Source organism: Nitrosomonas mobilis, assembly GCF_900103035.1.
Classification (GTDB): Bacteria; Pseudomonadota; Gammaproteobacteria; order Burkholderiales; family Nitrosomonadaceae; genus Nitrosomonas; species Nitrosomonas mobilis.
This window is the reverse complement of record NZ_FMWO01000048.1, coordinates 59,736-75,752: the sequence shown is the minus strand read 5'-3', so window position 1 is coordinate 75,752 and position 16,017 is coordinate 59,736. Positions and strand designations below refer to the sequence as shown.

Annotated in this window: 14 protein-coding genes; 13 read left to right on the top strand and 1 reads right to left on the bottom strand. The window is 50.6% G+C overall.

The features are described 5' to 3' along the window. Positions 1-77: 77 nt before the first annotated feature. The 13 genes from NSMM_RS07035 to NSMM_RS06975 all read left to right on the top strand — a co-directional run bounded on the left by NSMM_RS07035 (position 78) and on the right by NSMM_RS06975 (position 14,770). Positions 78-509, top strand: a complete 432-nt coding sequence (locus tag NSMM_RS07035) for an ExbD/TolR family protein (RefSeq protein ID WP_090286014.1) — start codon at positions 78-80, stop codon at positions 507-509. A 77-nt stretch (positions 510-586) separates the two neighbouring features. Further along, a complete protein-coding gene (locus tag NSMM_RS07030; protein ID WP_090286012.1) occupies positions 587-1,228 on the top strand; it encodes a superoxide dismutase in 642 nt (213 codons plus the stop codon). A gap of 7 nt (positions 1,229-1,235) precedes the next feature. Continuing rightward, on the top strand, positions 1,236-1,907 hold the full coding sequence (gene hisG, locus NSMM_RS07025; RefSeq protein ID WP_090286314.1) for an ATP phosphoribosyltransferase: 672 nt from the start codon (positions 1,236-1,238) through the stop codon (positions 1,905-1,907). Continuing rightward, entirely contained in the window at positions 1,900-3,201 is a 1,302-nt protein-coding gene (gene hisD, locus NSMM_RS07020; RefSeq protein ID WP_090286010.1) for a histidinol dehydrogenase, read from the top strand. The genes hisG and hisD overlap by 8 nt, the downstream gene beginning before the upstream one ends. Next, positions 3,191-4,399: an FAD-dependent monooxygenase gene (locus tag NSMM_RS07015; RefSeq protein ID WP_090286009.1), complete on the top strand. Its 1,209-nt coding sequence runs from the start codon at positions 3,191-3,193 to the stop codon at positions 4,397-4,399. Before hisD ends, NSMM_RS07015 begins: the two co-directional genes overlap by 11 nt. A gap of 86 nt (positions 4,400-4,485) precedes the next feature. After that, complete coding sequence (gene dusB, locus NSMM_RS07010) at positions 4,486-5,499, top strand: tRNA dihydrouridine synthase DusB (protein WP_090286007.1); 1,014 nt, start codon at positions 4,486-4,488, stop codon at positions 5,497-5,499. Continuing rightward, positions 5,496-5,744, top strand: a complete 249-nt coding sequence (locus tag NSMM_RS07005; RefSeq protein WP_090286005.1) for a helix-turn-helix domain-containing protein — start codon at positions 5,496-5,498, stop codon at positions 5,742-5,744. The genes dusB and NSMM_RS07005 overlap by 4 nt, the downstream gene beginning before the upstream one ends. Before the next feature lie 11 nt (positions 5,745-5,755). Then, a complete protein-coding gene (gene purH / locus NSMM_RS07000) occupies positions 5,756-7,315 on the top strand; it encodes a bifunctional phosphoribosylaminoimidazolecarboxamide formyltransferase/IMP cyclohydrolase (protein WP_090286003.1) in 1,560 nt (519 codons plus the stop codon). Between the two features lie 16 nt (positions 7,316-7,331). Next, positions 7,332-8,618 (top strand): phosphoribosylamine--glycine ligase, encoded by a 1,287-nt coding sequence (gene purD / locus NSMM_RS06995; RefSeq protein ID WP_090286001.1) that lies wholly within the window; start codon positions 7,332-7,334, stop codon positions 8,616-8,618. A gap of 170 nt (positions 8,619-8,788) precedes the next feature. Next, complete coding sequence (locus NSMM_RS06990; protein ID WP_143001887.1) at positions 8,789-10,219, top strand: TackOD1 domain-containing metal-binding protein; 1,431 nt, start codon at positions 8,789-8,791, stop codon at positions 10,217-10,219. Positions 10,220-10,222: 3 nt separating this feature from the next. Next, positions 10,223-11,551: a glycosyltransferase family 2 protein gene (locus NSMM_RS06985; RefSeq protein WP_090286000.1), complete on the top strand. Its 1,329-nt coding sequence runs from the start codon at positions 10,223-10,225 to the stop codon at positions 11,549-11,551. Further along, a complete protein-coding gene (locus NSMM_RS06980) occupies positions 11,548-13,737 on the top strand; it encodes a TolC family protein (protein ID WP_090285998.1) in 2,190 nt (729 codons plus the stop codon). The genes NSMM_RS06985 and NSMM_RS06980 overlap by 4 nt, the downstream gene beginning before the upstream one ends. Further along, on the top strand, positions 13,721-14,770 hold the full coding sequence (locus tag NSMM_RS06975; protein WP_090285996.1) for an HlyD family secretion protein: 1,050 nt from the start codon (positions 13,721-13,723) through the stop codon (positions 14,768-14,770). The genes NSMM_RS06980 and NSMM_RS06975 overlap by 17 nt, the downstream gene beginning before the upstream one ends. 8 nt (positions 14,771-14,778) lie before the next feature. Here the strand turns inward: NSMM_RS06975 and glcF are convergent, their stop codons facing one another. Then, positions 14,779-16,017: a glycolate oxidase subunit GlcF gene (gene glcF, locus NSMM_RS06970; protein ID WP_090285994.1), complete on the bottom strand. Its 1,239-nt coding sequence runs from the start codon at positions 16,015-16,017 to the stop codon at positions 14,779-14,781.

Here is a 16,017-nt window from a genome sequence, read left to right as displayed (position 1 = left end):
TGGTGAAAACGGCAATAATAAACTAGAATAAAAGCATAAGTTCGTAATTTCCTCATCCATTGACCAACTGACCACAGATGAATTTTCAACGAGGACGAAAAAGAGAAGAGCCTGAAATCAATCTGGTTCCCATGATTGACGTACTACTGGTTATCCTGATATTCCTGGTCATTACGACTACTTACTCAAAGCTTTCGGCACTGGAGATAACCTTGCCGCAGGCAAGCGCCTTGGAAACGGATACCAGCAAACAATCTGTAGTAATTGATGTCACTGTCAGCGCTGGTGGGGAATACACCATCAATATGGTTCCGATAAAGTTTATCAGTATCGAGGATTTGCGTGATTCACTGCATACTGCCGCCAAATCACAGCAAAATCCAATCATTGTGATCAGCGCGGATGCCAATGCCAGTCACCAGTCCGTGATAACGGTAATGGAAGCGGCACGCTTGGCAGGGTATAATCAGGTTACCTTCACCGCAGAAACTTCGAGTGGTATTCAATAAAATTAAAATTACTAATGGCATAGATCGTCAAGCTGGTTATGACTTCATTTTTCAACTTTATTTTCAAAGGAAGCAATATGAGTAATTCTCTGGAAAATTTTTCTAAACCGGCTCAATCCGGTGACACTTACGTACTGGCACCACTTCCCTATGCTGATAGCGCGCTGGAGCCCGTCATTTCCGCGCATACGCTCAGCTTTCACTATGGCAAGCACCACAAGGCCTATGTCGACAACCTGAATAAACTGGTGGCCGGCACGCCATTTGCCGGGCAATCGCTAGAGCAGATCATTGCCGAAACGTCTGGCAAAGCAGATAAAGCAGGTATTTTCAACAACGCGGCACAAATCTGGAACCATATGTTTTACTGGCACAGTTTGAGTCCAAATGGCGGGGGAGAGCCGCCATCTGTGCTGAAACAGAAAATTGAAGCGGCGTTTGGCAGCGTGGACAACTGCAAGCAGGAACTCGCCAATGCGGCTGTTACCCAGTTTGGAAGTGGTTGGGCGTGGCTGGCGCAGGATGGCGACAAACTCGTCATTACCAAAACCACCAATGCGGATTCTCCGTTAACAGGCAATCTTCGTCCATTGCTGACTGTGGATGTGTGGGAGCATGCCTATTACCTTGATTATCAGAACCGGCGCCCCGACTACGTCAAAGCCGTGCTCGACAAATTGATCAACTGGGAGTTTGCAGCAGCCAACCTCGTTGGGTAATTCGAGATTGTCAACGTCAGCACTCTCTTCAACGGTTACTATCGCCCTTTCCAAAGGGCGAATTTTTGAAGATACGCTCCCTTTTCTCGAAGCAGCCGGTATGGTTGCGCTGGATGATCCCGAAACCTCACGTAAGTTGATCATCACCACCAACCGGCCTGATGTTCGACTCATCATGGTGCGCGCTGCAGACGTACCTACTTATGTGCAATATGGTGCGGCAGATATGGGGGTGGCTGGTAAGGATGTGCTGCTGGAGCATGATACCAGCGGGCTTTACTTACCACTTGATCTACAAATTGCTGATTGCCGCATGATGGTCGCTGTCAGGAATGATTTTGATTATGCCGCCACCGTTTTTCAAGGTGCACGGTTGCGTGTGGCAACCAAATACGTTAAAACGGCACGAGATCACTTTGCGGCCAAAGGCATGCATGTTGATTTGATCAAATTGTATGGCTCAATGGAACTCGCTCCCTTGGTCGGATTGGCCGATGCCATTGTCGACCTGGTCTCGACTGGCAGCACGCTCAAAGCCAACAATTTGCGGGCAGTAGAAGAAATCATGCCAATCTCAGCGCGTCTGATCGTCAATCAGGCAGCATTGAAGTTGAAATACCAAGCCATCCAACCGTTACTTGAGACCTTCCGCTTAGCCATTCAAAAGAAAAATGGTTAATATCAGACAACTATCGACTGCTGATGCAGGCTTTGAGCAATCACTCGCAGATTTGCTTGCGGTTGAATCTGCGCAGGATGATGAGGTAACGCAAGTCGTTCACCAGATTCTGGATAACATTAAATCTCGTGGTGATTCAGCACTGATGGAATATACCCGTCAGTTTGATCGTCTGGAATTGACTCGGATTGACCAGATTGAAATATCACCCGAGCAAGTACAGACTGCTTTACAGGCAATCGACTCAGAAGCGCTTGCAGCGCTGGAGTTTGCAGCAACGCGTATTCGCCAATACCATGAAAAGCAGGTAGCAATCTCCTGGCAGCATACCGAGGCAGACGGCACCATGCTGGGACAGAAAATCACCCCGCTGGCACGTGTTGGGCTATACGTTCCCGGCGGGAAAGCGGCTTATCCTTCTTCTGTGTTGATGAATGCCATTCCGGCGAAAGTTGCGGGTGTAAAGGAACTGGTCATGGTGACCCCTACTCCCGGTGGCTATTGCAACCCACTGGTGCTCGCTGCGGCAGCTATCAGCGAGGTAGACCGGATCTTTACCATCGGCGGTGCCCAAGCAATTGGTGCGCTTGCTTATGGAACGACGACTATCCCACGAGTCGACAAAATTGTCGGGCCGGGTAATGCCTATGTGGCGGCTGCCAAACGTCAGGTATTTGGTACGGTGGGTATCGACATGATTGCAGGGCCTTCTGAAATTCTGGTGATCTGCGACGGACAAACCGATCCGGACTGGATTGCAATGGATCTGTTCTCGCAGGCCGAGCATGACGAACAAGCACAATCAATTCTGCTGTGCCCGGACGCGACCTTTCTTGAACGTGTCGCAGCAAGCATTGCCAATCTGATTGAAACCATGCCTCGTCATGAGGTCATTCGCACCTCGCTGCAAAATCGCGGCGCTCTGATCCATGTTCGGGATTTACAGGAAGCATGTACGATTGCCAATCAAATCGCACCGGAACATCTGGAATTATCAGTTGAAAATCCGGAGCAATGGATAGCCAGTATTGAACACGCCGGTGCCATTTTTCTAGGACGGCATACTTGTGAAGCATTGGGAGATTACTGTGCTGGACCAAATCATGTGTTACCCACATCCGGTACTGCCCGCTTCTCTTCTCCCTTGGGCGTCTATGATTTCCAGAAACGCACCAGCTTGATTCAGGTTTCATCAGAAGGCGCAGCGCAGCTGGGTCGCATTGCCGCAACCCTCGCACGCGGTGAAGGACTCGAAGCCCATGCCAGATCGGCAAGCTATCGCTATGAGCAGTAACAGCCCGGAGAAACCTGACATCAATCCCGAACGGCATATTGATGTGCTCATTGCAGGTGGTGGGCCAGTAGGTATGGCACTGGCGCTGGCCTTGCAGGAATATGATTATTCGGTTCTATTACTGGAAACTCGCGCGCTGCCTGAAGCAGTAGATGACCCCCGGCCGCTGGCACTTTCTTACGGTAGCCGTTTAATTTTGCAGCGTTTGGGTGTGTGGGAAAAACTGACCCAACCTACACCCATTTTGGCGGTGCATATTACCAATCGAGGACACTCAGGACAAACGCACCTGACTCCGGATGATGCCGGTGTCCCAGCACTCGGTTATGTGGTGAACTATCATGAGCTCTACACTGCACTACGTTCACTGATTCAGCAAGGTCAAACTGATTATCAGACTGGTGCGCAAGTTACCTCATTCCAAACCAATGCGCAACGCGCAAGCGTACTATATCAGCAAAATGGAACCAGCAGACTGGTGTCAACCGGTCTGCTGGTATTGGCCGATGGCGGAAAACTGGCAGAGCAAGTGCCTGAGGTGAATTACCAGATTCACGATTACAACCAGAGTGCAATTATTGCCAATCTCAAAGCCGGTTCGCCCGAGCGTGGCGCCGCCTTTGAACATTTTACGCTGGATGGCCCGCTGGCTTTGTTGCCTTCAGGCGGTGGCTATGCACTGGTGTGGACATTACCTGCTGAAAAGACTGAGACTATCCTGCAACTTGAAGATCAGGCATTTTTATCACAATTGCAGGACAGCTTCGGCAACCGTCTAGGAAATTTTGTTGCAACAGGTAAACGTACCAGTTTCCCGCTAATACTCAAGCATGCTTCGAATGTGACCTCCAGGAGGACCGTTCTGATTGGCAACGCTGCACAAACTTTGCATCCTGTCGCAGGCCAAGGTTTCAATCTCGGCTTACGTGACGCATGGGAGCTTGCCGATGAAATAAGTCAGTCATTACCTGGCGGTGCCAATGAAGTCGGTAGCCCACGCATGCTGGCGAGGTATAATAAACGCCGTCGCATCGATCGCGAAGGCGGTCGGCTATTCACCGATTCGCTGGTGAAACTGTTTACTCTTAACTTGTCTTTACTACAAACTGCAACAGGTCTGGGGTTAGCCGCTCTCGACCATTTACCGCCAGCCAGGCGTTTTGTCGCACGCAGGATGGTATTTGGAGCAAGAGGATAATTTTAATTTGCGCCGCGTTGTCTGTTTAAAGCGCTTATAAAGTCGGATGTCATCCATGTTGGTTCCCGCGGGATTAGCGGTTTTTTATGCAAATTGGTCTACACAAACTCAAGAATAAACTGATTGTTGCGCCAATGGCCGGAGTAACTGACCGTCCTTTTCGTCAGTTGTGCAAGCGAATGGGAGCGGCGATGGCTGTCTCCGAGATGGTTTCCAGCAATTCATTGCTGTGGGGATCGGAAAAAACCCGGCGACGTGCCTGCCATGAGGGTGAAGTCCGGCCAGTGTCCGTACAGATTGCAGGCTCCGATCCGCTGATGATGGCCGACGCGGCCAGACACAATGCTGAACAGGGCGCTGAGATCATTGATATTAATATGGGCTGTCCGGCCAAAAAGATTTGTAATGTCATGGCAGGATCCGCCTTAATGAAGGACGAAGGTTTAGTCGGCAAGATTCTGCAAGCAGTAGTCAATGCAGTCAATATTCCAGTGACACTCAAAATCCGAACAGGCTGGGATCCGGATCATAAAAATGCATTGACTATTGCTCGTATTGCGGAGGATACCGGTATTCAGGCACTGGCGATTCATGGACGGACCCGTGCCTGCGCCTATCGAGGGGAAGCAGAGTATGAAACGATTGCGCTGGTCAAAACCGCGATCCGCATACCTGTTATCGCCAATGGCGATATCACTTCCCCAGAAAAAGCCAGGCAGGTACTGGCCAATACGGGTGCAGATGCAATCATGATCGGGCGCGCTGCACAAGGCAGGCCATGGATTTTTCGGGAAATTGAACATTTCCTGATGACCGGTAAGCACATGCCTCCACCAACCACCGTAGAAATCCAGCGTATCTTGATCAACCATCTTCATGAGTTATATGATTTTTATGGAGAATACTCGGGAGTACGTATGGCACGTAAACACATATCCTGGTACACCCGCGGACTAGCTGGCTCTGCTGCTTTTCGTCATGCCATGAATCAACTGCAAACAAAAGACGCACAGTTAGCGGCAACCCATCTTTTCTTCAATACCCTCTCGGAACAGAGCATGGAGCTCGTCTACGCAGATGATGAGGTGGCCGTACGATGAGCGTTACCATCAATGATAATGAAATTGCTGTGTGTGTCCGCAAATCTTTGGAAATCTACTTCCAGACGTTGGATGGTGAAAAACCCTGTCCGATCTATGAGATGGTCATCAACAGCGTAGAAAAGCCACTGCTGGAGACAGCCATGCACTACGCCAACGGAAATCAAAGCAGAGCCGCTGAGTTACTTGGCATCAACCGCAACACCTTGCGTAGCCGCTTGCTCAAACACCGACTCATCAAATAATTGACTCAAAAATGACTATTAAACAGGCACTAATCAGTGTTTCTGATAAAACAGGAATCATTGCTCTCGCCACCGCACTGCAACAAATGAATTTCAGAATCCTCTCGACGGGAGGTACCGCAAAAACCCTGCAGGAAAAAGGAATTACTGTCACCGAGGTCAGCGATTACACCGGTTTTCCGGAAATGCTCGATGGCCGCGTCAAAACGCTGCACCCCAAAATCCATGCGGGTATTCTTGCCAGGCTGGAGCTGGACGAGCATCAGCATGCCATGAAAACCACGCAAATCCCCCCCATTGATCTCGTAGTCGTCAATCTTTATCCTTTTACACAAACGGTTGCTAAATCAGACTCCTCTCTGGCCGAGGCAATCGAAAATATCGATATTGGCGGACCAACCCTGATTCGCGCCGCCGCCAAAAATTATTCGCGTGTACTGGTGGTCACCGATCCGCAGGATTACGCAACATTGCTGGAGAAACTTGAGTCAACAGATAAATCCGATCTGGAACACTATCATTTTACGCTAGCCAAGAAGGCATTCACGCATACCGCCCGTTATGATGCCGCCATCAGCAACTATCTGACTGCGCTGGATGCCACGCATCGTCCACAGAGATTTCCCGATCGGCTCCATCTTGATTTTGCGCTGGTCGAACGACTGCGTTACGGGGAAAACCCCCACCAACAGGCTGCCTTTTATCGTAACTCACAAAATTTTGTGGGCAGCCTCGCAGATTATCGGCAGATACAGGGCAAAACACTTTCCTATAACAATATTGCGGATACCGATGCCGCTTGGGCATGTGTCAAAACCTTCGAGCAGTCTGCCTGTGCGATCGTCAAGCATGCCAATCCTTGTGGAGTAGCGACTGCAGATACTCCGTTACAAGCCTACCAGAAAGCCCTTGTAACCGATTCGACTTCAGCCTTCGGGGGCATTATCGCTTTCAACCGGACAGTCGATGAAGCTACCATCCATGATGTCTTCAAACAATTTGTCGAAGTCATTGTTGCGCCGTCATTTACTGAAGCGGCCCGGCAATACTTGGCGAGAAAGCCCAATATCCGCGCACTAACTATTCCGCTCAATGCCCACCAAAACCAGTTTGACCTCAAACGGGTCGATGGTGGACTGCTGGTACAGACACCGGATGATTTTGATATGACCCGCGCACAATTACGCATAGTAACCAAACTGCAACCGACCGAAGCGCAGCTCGCCGATTGCCTGTTTGCGTGGCGTGTCGTGAAATTCATCAAATCCAATGCAATCGTATTTTGTGCCAATGGCCAGACACTCGGGATCGGCGCCGGGCAAATGAGTCGGGTCGACAGCGTCAGAATTGCCAGCAGCAAAGCAAAACAGGCTGATTTCGATCTGACGGGGTCGGTAGTCGCCTCCGATGCATTCTTTCCTTTCAGGGATGGTGTCGATGTTCTGGCAGATGCCGGTGCAAGCGTCGTGATACAGCCAGGTGGCAGTATTCGTGACGAGGAAGTCATTACCTCTGCCAATGAACGTGGGCTGGTAATGATCTTCACCGATATCAGACATTTTCGTCATTAGACTGGAAATCATATAAATGAAGCTGCTTGTCGTTGGCGGAGGTGGCAGGGAACACGCGCTTGCTTGGAAGCTTGCGCAATCACCGCTTGCTGAAAAAGTTTACGTTGCTCCCGGTAATGCTGGAACTGTAATGGAAGCAAGAGTGGAAAACATATCCATCACCACCATACCGGAACTGGTCACGTTTGCTCGCCAGGAAAATATCACATTGACCGTAGTTGGCCCGGAAGCTTATCTGGCGGAAGGAATTGTTGATGCATTCAAAGCTGTTGGCCTGAAAATAATCGGCCCTGCTGCCAGTGTCGCCCGACTGGAGTCTTCCAAATCCTTTGCCAAGGCCTTCATGTTGCGCCATGGCATACCGACCGCTCTTGGCAAAACTTTTGATGATGCCGTTGCGGCGCATCATTATCTGGATCAGCACACCTTACCGGTCGTTATCAAAGCGGATGGACTAGCTGCCGGCAAAGGCGTGATCGTGGCGCAGACACCGCAGGAAGCACACGATGCAGTAGATGCCATGCTGGTAGAAAACCGGCTGGGCGAGGCCGGGGCAACTATTCTGATCGAGGATTTTCTGGAGGGTACTGAAGCCAGTTTCATGGTCCTCTCCGATGGACGCAACATTCTGCCACTGGCCACCAGTCAGGACCATAAACGCCTGCTTGATCATGATCAGGGACCCAATACCGGTGGTATGGGTGCTTTTTCCCCTGCTCCTGTGATTTCCCCAACCCTGCATGCCAAAATCATGCGCGAGGTCATTTCACCGGTTATCGAAGGCATGAAGCATGAAGCCGTTCCCTATGTCGGCTTTTTGTATGCCGGACTAATGATTTCCAACCAGGGCAATATCAAGGTGCTGGAGTTCAACTGCCGACTGGGAGATCCGGAAACACAGGCAATCCTGATGCGTCTAAAAACCGATCTGACATCCTTACTGACGCATACCGTCAGTGGTACGCTTGACAGAATCGACATCGAGTGGGACCGGCGCGTTGCCTTATGCGTGGTGATGGCTGCACACGGTTATCCGGACACACCCAGGAAAAATGACGTGATCAATGGGCTGGATATCCTGCAAACTGACCAGGCCAAATCAGCTGATTTTCGTATTTTTCATGCAGGCACCCGGTTTATTGCGCAAAATAGCCCGGAAATTGTCACCGCTGGTGGCCGTGTTCTAGGTGTTACCGCACTTGGTGAGAACATCAGGCTAGCACAGCGGCTCGCTTATGAAACGGCTGGTAAGATATATTTTGACGGAGCACAATTGCGCCATGATATTGGCGGAGGAACGTAAAAACACCTTACCCGCCACAAAGAAAGCCAAAAATTCCCCTCAGTTCATTAATTTGCAGCTAGAATGCGCAAATTACGCTGACAATGACGATTGGATATTGATTTGTCAACATTGTTTGCCAGTAGAAATCTCTTTACCAGAACGGCAGTCTCAGTCGAACAACAGCAAACATGTCAATCATCAGACCATCTACCTCGATTCGCGAGCCTGAATCTGCCTTTCCCCGTATCGTCTGTCTCGTAGTCAGTCAGTTCAGTTTACCCAGCGATTACACTGACTGGGAAATCGATTACTACCTTCGCTTTGAAGACTGGATTCCAGATAAATCCGGCCATGTCATTTTTGTAATCGCAAATAAAGATCCGTCAGCAGTCGTTCCGCTACTGCAACAGATACGCCGACATCCCGACTTCTGTACAGCATTATGCTATGTCACTGGCAGCGTCAATCCCGAAATCGAGCAATTGGCCGACGGGGGATTACCGGAAGCCGCAATACTGCGGGAAAGATTTGGTCACTTTCAGGAGCTGCTCACTTCATTCAATGAGAGTGAGACCGCCATTCTGCCAACAGGCCGCCTGATCAAATACCTCTGGTTGCGGCCACATTTCGTAGTCAAGCCCTGCCATGCATGGCAATCTTCCCGCTACTGGTTTTACCCACTGCTAAATGCTCTCAATCCGGATGATGATGCGTTTGACTGGCTACGTGCGCTTGTCAACCAACGGGTAATCGAGTCTGTTGACTTGATTGACCGGCAACGGGAATGCCCGCATTGCCGCTCATCGCACCTCAGTTTCATCGATGTCTGCCCGAATTGCGGATCACTGGATATCGCGCAGCAGGCTTCTCTGCACTGTTTTACCTGCGGGCATGTTGATGTTCAGGACAATTTTCTGCAGGGTGGCGCGCTAGTCTGCCCAAAATGCTTGACCCAGTTGCGCCATATCGGCAGCGATTTTGACCGCCCGATCGAAAATCACGGCTGTCATGCCTGTCACCATGTTTTTGTCGAGAGTGATGTGCAGGTACGCTGCATGCATTGTGGTAAATCATCGCAACCAACCGATCTCGTAGAACACAAAATCCAGAGCCTGCGATTGAGTGATCGTGGCCGCATCATTGCAGTTCGAGGTGATACGTTCGATATTGCCGCGAGCTTCGACCAACTGCAATTTATTCCAGGTGAGTTATTCAAGCATGATCTTGACTGGTTACTGATCCTCGCAAGGCGTTATTCCATGATCAACTTCAGCCTGTTTGGTATTTATTTCCCGCAACTGCCCGAGCTGGCAGAAAAAATAGGACATGTACGTCTGATGCAGCTGCTCGAAGTTTTTGCTCAACGGCTCAGAAGCATGCTGCGTACCCCCGATTTGTCGACCCGTACAGCAGAAAATATGCTGTGGCTGCTTTTGCCACAGACGGATGAAAAAGGACTACGGGGTTTTCATGCCCGGATCAAGGCAAGCCTTGGCGACATCATGAAAGACAGTGACCATCAACTGGATTACCAGTTGATTGGCATCAATTCCGCGCAGATAAATGAACAGGAAGACGCGCAGTTGCTCATGGCAAGACTGTATGCGGAAGTAAAATAACCCATGGACTGGTTGATACAGATTACTCAGCTGTTCTATCTGCACTTTTTTCATCGCTACGAGCTGGTTCCCTTTCTGCTGCTGTTCGTCCCCTTTGTACTGTTCTTCGAACTGCCGCTTTATATTTCCAGCTGGTTTGGGATTTTCCGGCACCTGACGCACGATACTTTCGATCAACCCCTCACACCACCCTTCTTTCCGGGTGTCAGCTGCATTGTGACCTGCTACAGCGAAGGAGAAGCCGTAAAAGGCACTATCCGTTCGCTGCTGGAACAATCCTACCCGGGACATATCGAAATACTAGCCATGGTTGATGGTGTACGAAAAAACCAGAAAACCTACAATGCGCTGATGACCTGCATAACTCAGGCAAAACATTATGCTAATCGGTCACTGATCATCGTTCCCAAGATTCAACGTGGCGGGCGGGTCTCTTCAATGAATGCCGGGTTGAACCGGGCAAGTGGAGCAATCATCATGGCGCTGGATGGCGATACTTCCTTCGACGTGCAAATGGTCCATCACGCCGCGCGCCATTTCCGCAACAGCAATACAGTTGCCGTAACCGGAGCATTGCGGGTGCGCAACAGCGAACAATCGCTGGTGACCCGCCTGCAGCATCTCGAATATCTGCTGACCATTCAGTCCGGCAAGCTTGGATTTACCAATCTTCAGGTCATCAATAACATCCCCGGTGCTTTTGGTATATTCAGAAAATCCTTTCTGAAAAGTATTGGTGGCTGGAATACCGGCTCAGCCGAAGACTTGGATCTAACCCTGCGCATCAAGCAATATCGACAGCGTCATCCGGACAAACTGATTATTTTCGAACCTGGCGCCGTGGCACACACTGATGTACCAGATACGTTCCATCAATTTTTTCAGCAACGCTTACGCTGGGATGGCGATCTGGGATTCATCTATTTCAACCGCCACCATAAAGGGATGATACCAACGCTGATGGGTTGGCGTAATTTCCTGTTTCTACTGTGGTACGGACTGTTTTTCCAAATCATCATGCCATTCGCGATTGTGCTTTATGTCCTTTATATGGCATTGACATTGCCGGTAGTTGCCATACTGCTCATCATGCTGTTGATCTACTTTTTTTATCTGTTATTGACAGCCGTGCAGTATGGATTGTATCTGCTACTGTTATCCGACCGGATCAGGGAAGATCTGGCGGCAGCGTGGGTACTGCCTATTTTTCCGCTGTTTCAGTTTGCCACGCGTCTGTGGAGCGCGCTGGCGCTCGCAAACCAGTTCCTGAATCGCGCTCATCTCGATTCTGCCATGGCCCCTTACTGGGTTCTGAAAAAAGGTAAACAATGATCCGTCTAATGCTGTTCATCTTTTTCTCAGGGATGATCGGAGCAGCAAGTCTGCACGCGCAGACACGGCTGCTTTCCGAATTTTCACCACTTGTCGATCGTGCGGCATCAGTTCTGAAAACACAAGCAGACCAGGAAGCGTCACAGGCCGAATTGCAAATCCGTGAAGCGCAACAAGGATGGGAGCTGTTTGGTAGTGTCGCGGCCGGTTATCAGAAAAGTCCTTTTGCACGCGAGCCGTTTGGGCGTTTCTTTGATCCAACACTGCGGCTGGGATTACGTTATCCACTGCTGGGCAGTGCCGAAAAACAGAATCGCGCCATACTCAATGCGACCGCCCAGGTCGCTATTGAAACGATCCGACTCAACTGGAGCAGACACCTCGCAGTATTTTTTATCGAGGAAAATTATGCGGCCTACTGGAGTGCCCAGCAACTGCTCAAAATTAATGACAGCTTCGTACAATTGGCCGAATCCGCCGAGCGTAAACTAGGTGCACGACGAAACAGCGGATTGCTACTGTCGTCGGATTATCATGAATTTCTATCGGCGTTTGCACTGGCAGAACGCGCCAGAGTGGAATTCCAGCATGAGCGTGGTCAAGCACTTGCCCGCCTGCGTCATCTGACGGGAGAACCTGTTCCCGTATTTGAAGCCGTCAAGCCGCAACTCGATCTGTCCAACGCTCAAGATAGCATGTATGTCGATGAACAGCCCGATCTGCTGATACTACAGGCGCGCATCGACGCGCTGCGCACGGTACAGGACAACGAAAAATGGCAAGGAATCGAATCCGACATCTCTGCAACTGTGTTTGGAGGTCCAGCCATTCCCCATCCTTCACCGGACTCCCCACAATTCGGCTATGGCGGAGCAATTGGCCTGAATTTCAAAATGCCGCTCGAAATCGCCAAGCTACGTAAGAACGAGCGGAATCTGGTCGTTCATCAGCTGAACAGTCTGCAATCAGAATACCGGCAGCGCCAGCAGGAAACCGAACTCGAGCTGCAGTCGCTGCGCGATCGTTACGCGCAGTCACTGCGCCAGCTGGATTTTTTGCGCACCCGCCTGGATGCTACACGCGAAGCAACCCGTGAACGTCATCTGCGCCTGCGCACACTGGACGGTGATGTCATTGAAAAATACCTGCAGGCAATCCAGGCATATTATCAGGCCGCCGCAGGTTATCTGGAAGCAGAAAGTGAGCAATGGAAATTGCACATTCGTCTGCGACAATTCGGTATTCCCCCGCAGTCATTCGGGTCTGGCACTACTGGTAAAATTTCGATTGAAACGCTGCTGCAACCCCTTACCCAGGCTGCCGGGTTGTTTGGTGTTACTTCCATGCGTGAGACAAAGCCTGCCAAAACTGTCAGCTACCGCCCACAACCAGACCGGTTAACTGCCGATAATGAACTGGCAAAAGGCTATGGCAGCTATGTATGGAATTATGCTCTGGACTTACCAATCGCCAGATTTCTAGATCAATGCCAGCAGCTTGGTGTGCGAAGGGTGTTGCTGTCACTGAGTGCGGAACAAATTGATGCTATTGCTGCCAGTTCACAACCAATCGATCAATTGCTCGATCAGGCACACCAGCAAGGAATCAAAGTGGAGTTGCTGCTCGGCGATCCTGGCTGGATATTGCCGTCGCAGCGCAGCAAATTGCAGACCATTCTGCAACGGTTGCGTCACATTGGTTTTGATGGCCTGCATCTCGATATTGAACCGGATCAGCTGGAAGATACGACCCTGACTGGGCAAGATCGCCTCGCAGCATGGCTTGAGACTATTCGACAAGCTAAAACCACGGCTGTCTGGCCGGTTGGCGTCAGTATTCATCCGCGTTATCTGGATGAACAACATAGTTTTGGCGACTGTATACCTTGCCAGTTTGCCCAATTTGGCATACGGGAAGTAACCGTTATGTTTTATTCACGCAACCTGACTAATATTACGGCAATTCTACGGGGAGCAATGCAAAAACATCCTACTCTGATTTTCAGCCTGGCGCAGAGCCTGGAGCGTAAGCTCGAATCGGAGAACAGTTATGCCGGACAGCCTGTCAGCATTTTTCAGCATTCGATGAAAACACTGGAATCACAACTTGGCGCCCCTAATTTCGGGGGGATCATCATTCAATCCTGGCAAGACATGCAAGGTTATTTCCATGAAAATCCGCTTTAATCAACCTGAGAAAAAAAATCCAGAAAATGAGCAGGGAATCCGCATCCGTTATGATCCCTCCAGGCGTACTGGTGCGGCATGGCGTTGGTATCTGATACTTGCCGTTGCCAGCCTCCCGCTACTATATCTGGCAGGGCTGATACTGCGGGAGGTGCTGCTGACCGAGATTGATGGCCGCATCATCCTGCCGCATACTACCGTACGAGCACAGGGTGCCGGCCATGTACAGCAATTACAGGTATCCCTCTTGGAAACGGTATCGGAGGGAACTCAACTGGCGAGGTTGACCAATACTTCTCTGGAAAACGGCGTACAACGCCTGCATGGCGAGATTACTTTTCTATCCGGGCAGAAAGAATCTTTACAACGCGATGGCAGCCAGAAGCAGGCTTCACGCCTGACTCTGTTTGCGCAGGATCAAAGCCAGTTCTATCTGAAACGTTTACGTCAATACGAGTCCCTGTTCAAGCAGGGTGCGGCAACCCAGGCCGAAGTGGCAACCGCCCGCAGTCAGTATATTGCGGCACTGGAGCGGCTCGATTCCCTTATGCTTGCCGGTCAGCAAGCCAGTACGCTGGGAGCAGAAGCACGGCAAATCGAAGCCCGTATCAACCAGCTGCAATTAGAGCACGACATACTGAACGATCAGCTGCAGATGTTATCCCCGATATCTCCTGCAATCGGCCTGGTCACAGAAATTCATGCACGACCCGGAGAATATTTGTCACAAGGACAGCCCTTGCTGGATATCTCATTTCCGGAGCAGGCGTATATCAGCGCATTCATTCCACCCAAATACATCGACAAAGCCGTGCTGGGTCAGCGAGCAACCATCATTTTCCCCAACGGCGAAAAATATGAAGCGCGAATCAACTTCGTGCCCGGCGTTACTCATAAGGTTTCAGCAGAAGATCTGACGCTTCTGGAAGTACCGCGTTCTGCTATTCTGGCACGCATGCAGTTTATCGATACAGTGGACAGTTCCCGGCTGATGAATGGCATGCCGGTCAAGATACGGTTCGATACCTGGTAATATAAAAATTAATGCAGAGCTTCATCCAGCAATTCGATCCAATGCTTTACCGGCAGATCTGTGCCCGCTTGTAAATGCATCAGGCAGCCAATATTGGCGGTTGTCAACAAATCTGGCTTCTCTTTGCTCAGTGCAGCAAGTTTATTTGCACGTAATTGTTTCGATAATTGCGGCTGCAGCAGGGAATAGGTGCCGGCAGAACCACAGCAAAGATGTGCGTCAGCAACGCTCGCCAGTTTAAAGCCAATCGATTGCAGCAGATTTTCGACCACACCGTTTAAGCGCATGCCATGTTGCAGGGTGCAAGGTGAATGAAAAGCAATGTGCGGCAAATCAGCAGTATCTGTCAATAAAGCAGCCAGGTGATCTTTTTCGGCAGCCAGCACCTCACCGATATCTTTCGTCAGCGCCGAGATGCGCGCGGCCTTCTGTGCATAACGGTCATCATGACGCAGCAGATGTCCATACTCCTTGACAGTCACGCCGCAACCACTTGCGGTCATTACAATTGCTTCCACCGGTTTTTCCTGGCGCACGACATAAGGCCACCAGGCATCGATATTTCGCCGCATTGCATCGAGCCCTTCTTCCTGTGCATTAAGATGATAGGCAAGCGCACCGCAACAGCCAGCTTGTGGGGCGCTGACGAGGCTAATACCGGCTCTGTTAAGCACCCGGTTGGCAGCCAGATTGATCGAAGGTTTAAGAACCGGCTGGGCGCAGCCATCCAGGATCAACATGGCACGCTGGCTGCGTCCATTGCTTACTGGCAGGCTGGTTTTGGATGCAGGCGGAATACTTTTTTTTAGTTTCGCTGGCATGAGCGGCTTGGCGATGCGCGCAACTGCCATGAGTGCTGCAAAAATCTGGCGATTTGGCAGAATCTTGCGCAGACCGTAGCGAAATAGCCGCATATAGAGCCTGCGTTCAACCTGCTGCTCCACCCTGAGACGGCCGATATCAAGCAACCGCCCGTACTGAACCCCAGACGGACAGGTCGTCTCGCAGGCACGGCAGGTTAAGCAACGGTCGAGATGCTGTTGGGTTTTTTGCGTGGGCGCCGCTCCTTCCAGCACTTGCTTGATCAGATAAATCCTGCCACGCGGACTGTCGAGCTCATCTCCCAGTAACTGATAGGTCGGACAGGTCGCAAGACAAAAGCCGCAATGAACGCAGCTGCGCAGAATGGCATCTGCTTCTTCCCCTGCAGGAGTATTTTTGATACTGGCTTCAAGCTGTGTCTGCAT

Bases quoted from the DNA above. Each gene is read 5' to 3' on its own strand.
- hisD (WP_090286010.1), top strand. From the start codon at position 1,900: ATGGTTAATATCAGACAACTATCGACTGCTGATGCAGGCTTTGAGCAA.
- NSMM_RS07030 (WP_090286012.1), top strand. From the start codon at position 587: ATGAGTAATTCTCTGGAAAATTTTTCTAAACCGGCTCAATCCGGTGAC.
- NSMM_RS07035 (WP_090286014.1), top strand. From the start codon at position 78: ATGAATTTTCAACGAGGACGAAAAAGAGAAGAGCCTGAAATCAATCTG.
- dusB (WP_090286007.1), top strand. From the start codon at position 4,486: ATGCAAATTGGTCTACACAAACTCAAGAATAAACTGATTGTTGCGCCA.
- NSMM_RS07005 (WP_090286005.1), top strand. From the start codon at position 5,496: ATGAGCGTTACCATCAATGATAATGAAATTGCTGTGTGTGTCCGCAAA.
- NSMM_RS06980 (WP_090285998.1), top strand. From the start codon at position 11,548: ATGATCCGTCTAATGCTGTTCATCTTTTTCTCAGGGATGATCGGAGCA.
- NSMM_RS06975 (WP_090285996.1), top strand. From the start codon at position 13,721: ATGAAAATCCGCTTTAATCAACCTGAGAAAAAAAATCCAGAAAATGAG.
- NSMM_RS06990 (WP_143001887.1), top strand. From the start codon at position 8,789: ATGTCAATCATCAGACCATCTACCTCGATTCGCGAGCCTGAATCTGCC.
- NSMM_RS06985 (WP_090286000.1), top strand. From the start codon at position 10,223: ATGGACTGGTTGATACAGATTACTCAGCTGTTCTATCTGCACTTTTTT.
- purD (WP_090286001.1), top strand. From the start codon at position 7,332: ATGAAGCTGCTTGTCGTTGGCGGAGGTGGCAGGGAACACGCGCTTGCT.
- purH (WP_090286003.1), top strand. From the start codon at position 5,756: ATGACTATTAAACAGGCACTAATCAGTGTTTCTGATAAAACAGGAATC.
- NSMM_RS07015 (WP_090286009.1), top strand. From the start codon at position 3,191: ATGAGCAGTAACAGCCCGGAGAAACCTGACATCAATCCCGAACGGCAT.
- glcF (WP_090285994.1), bottom strand. From the start codon at position 16,017: ATGCAGACACAGCTTGAAGCCAGTATCAAAAATACTCCTGCAGGGGAA.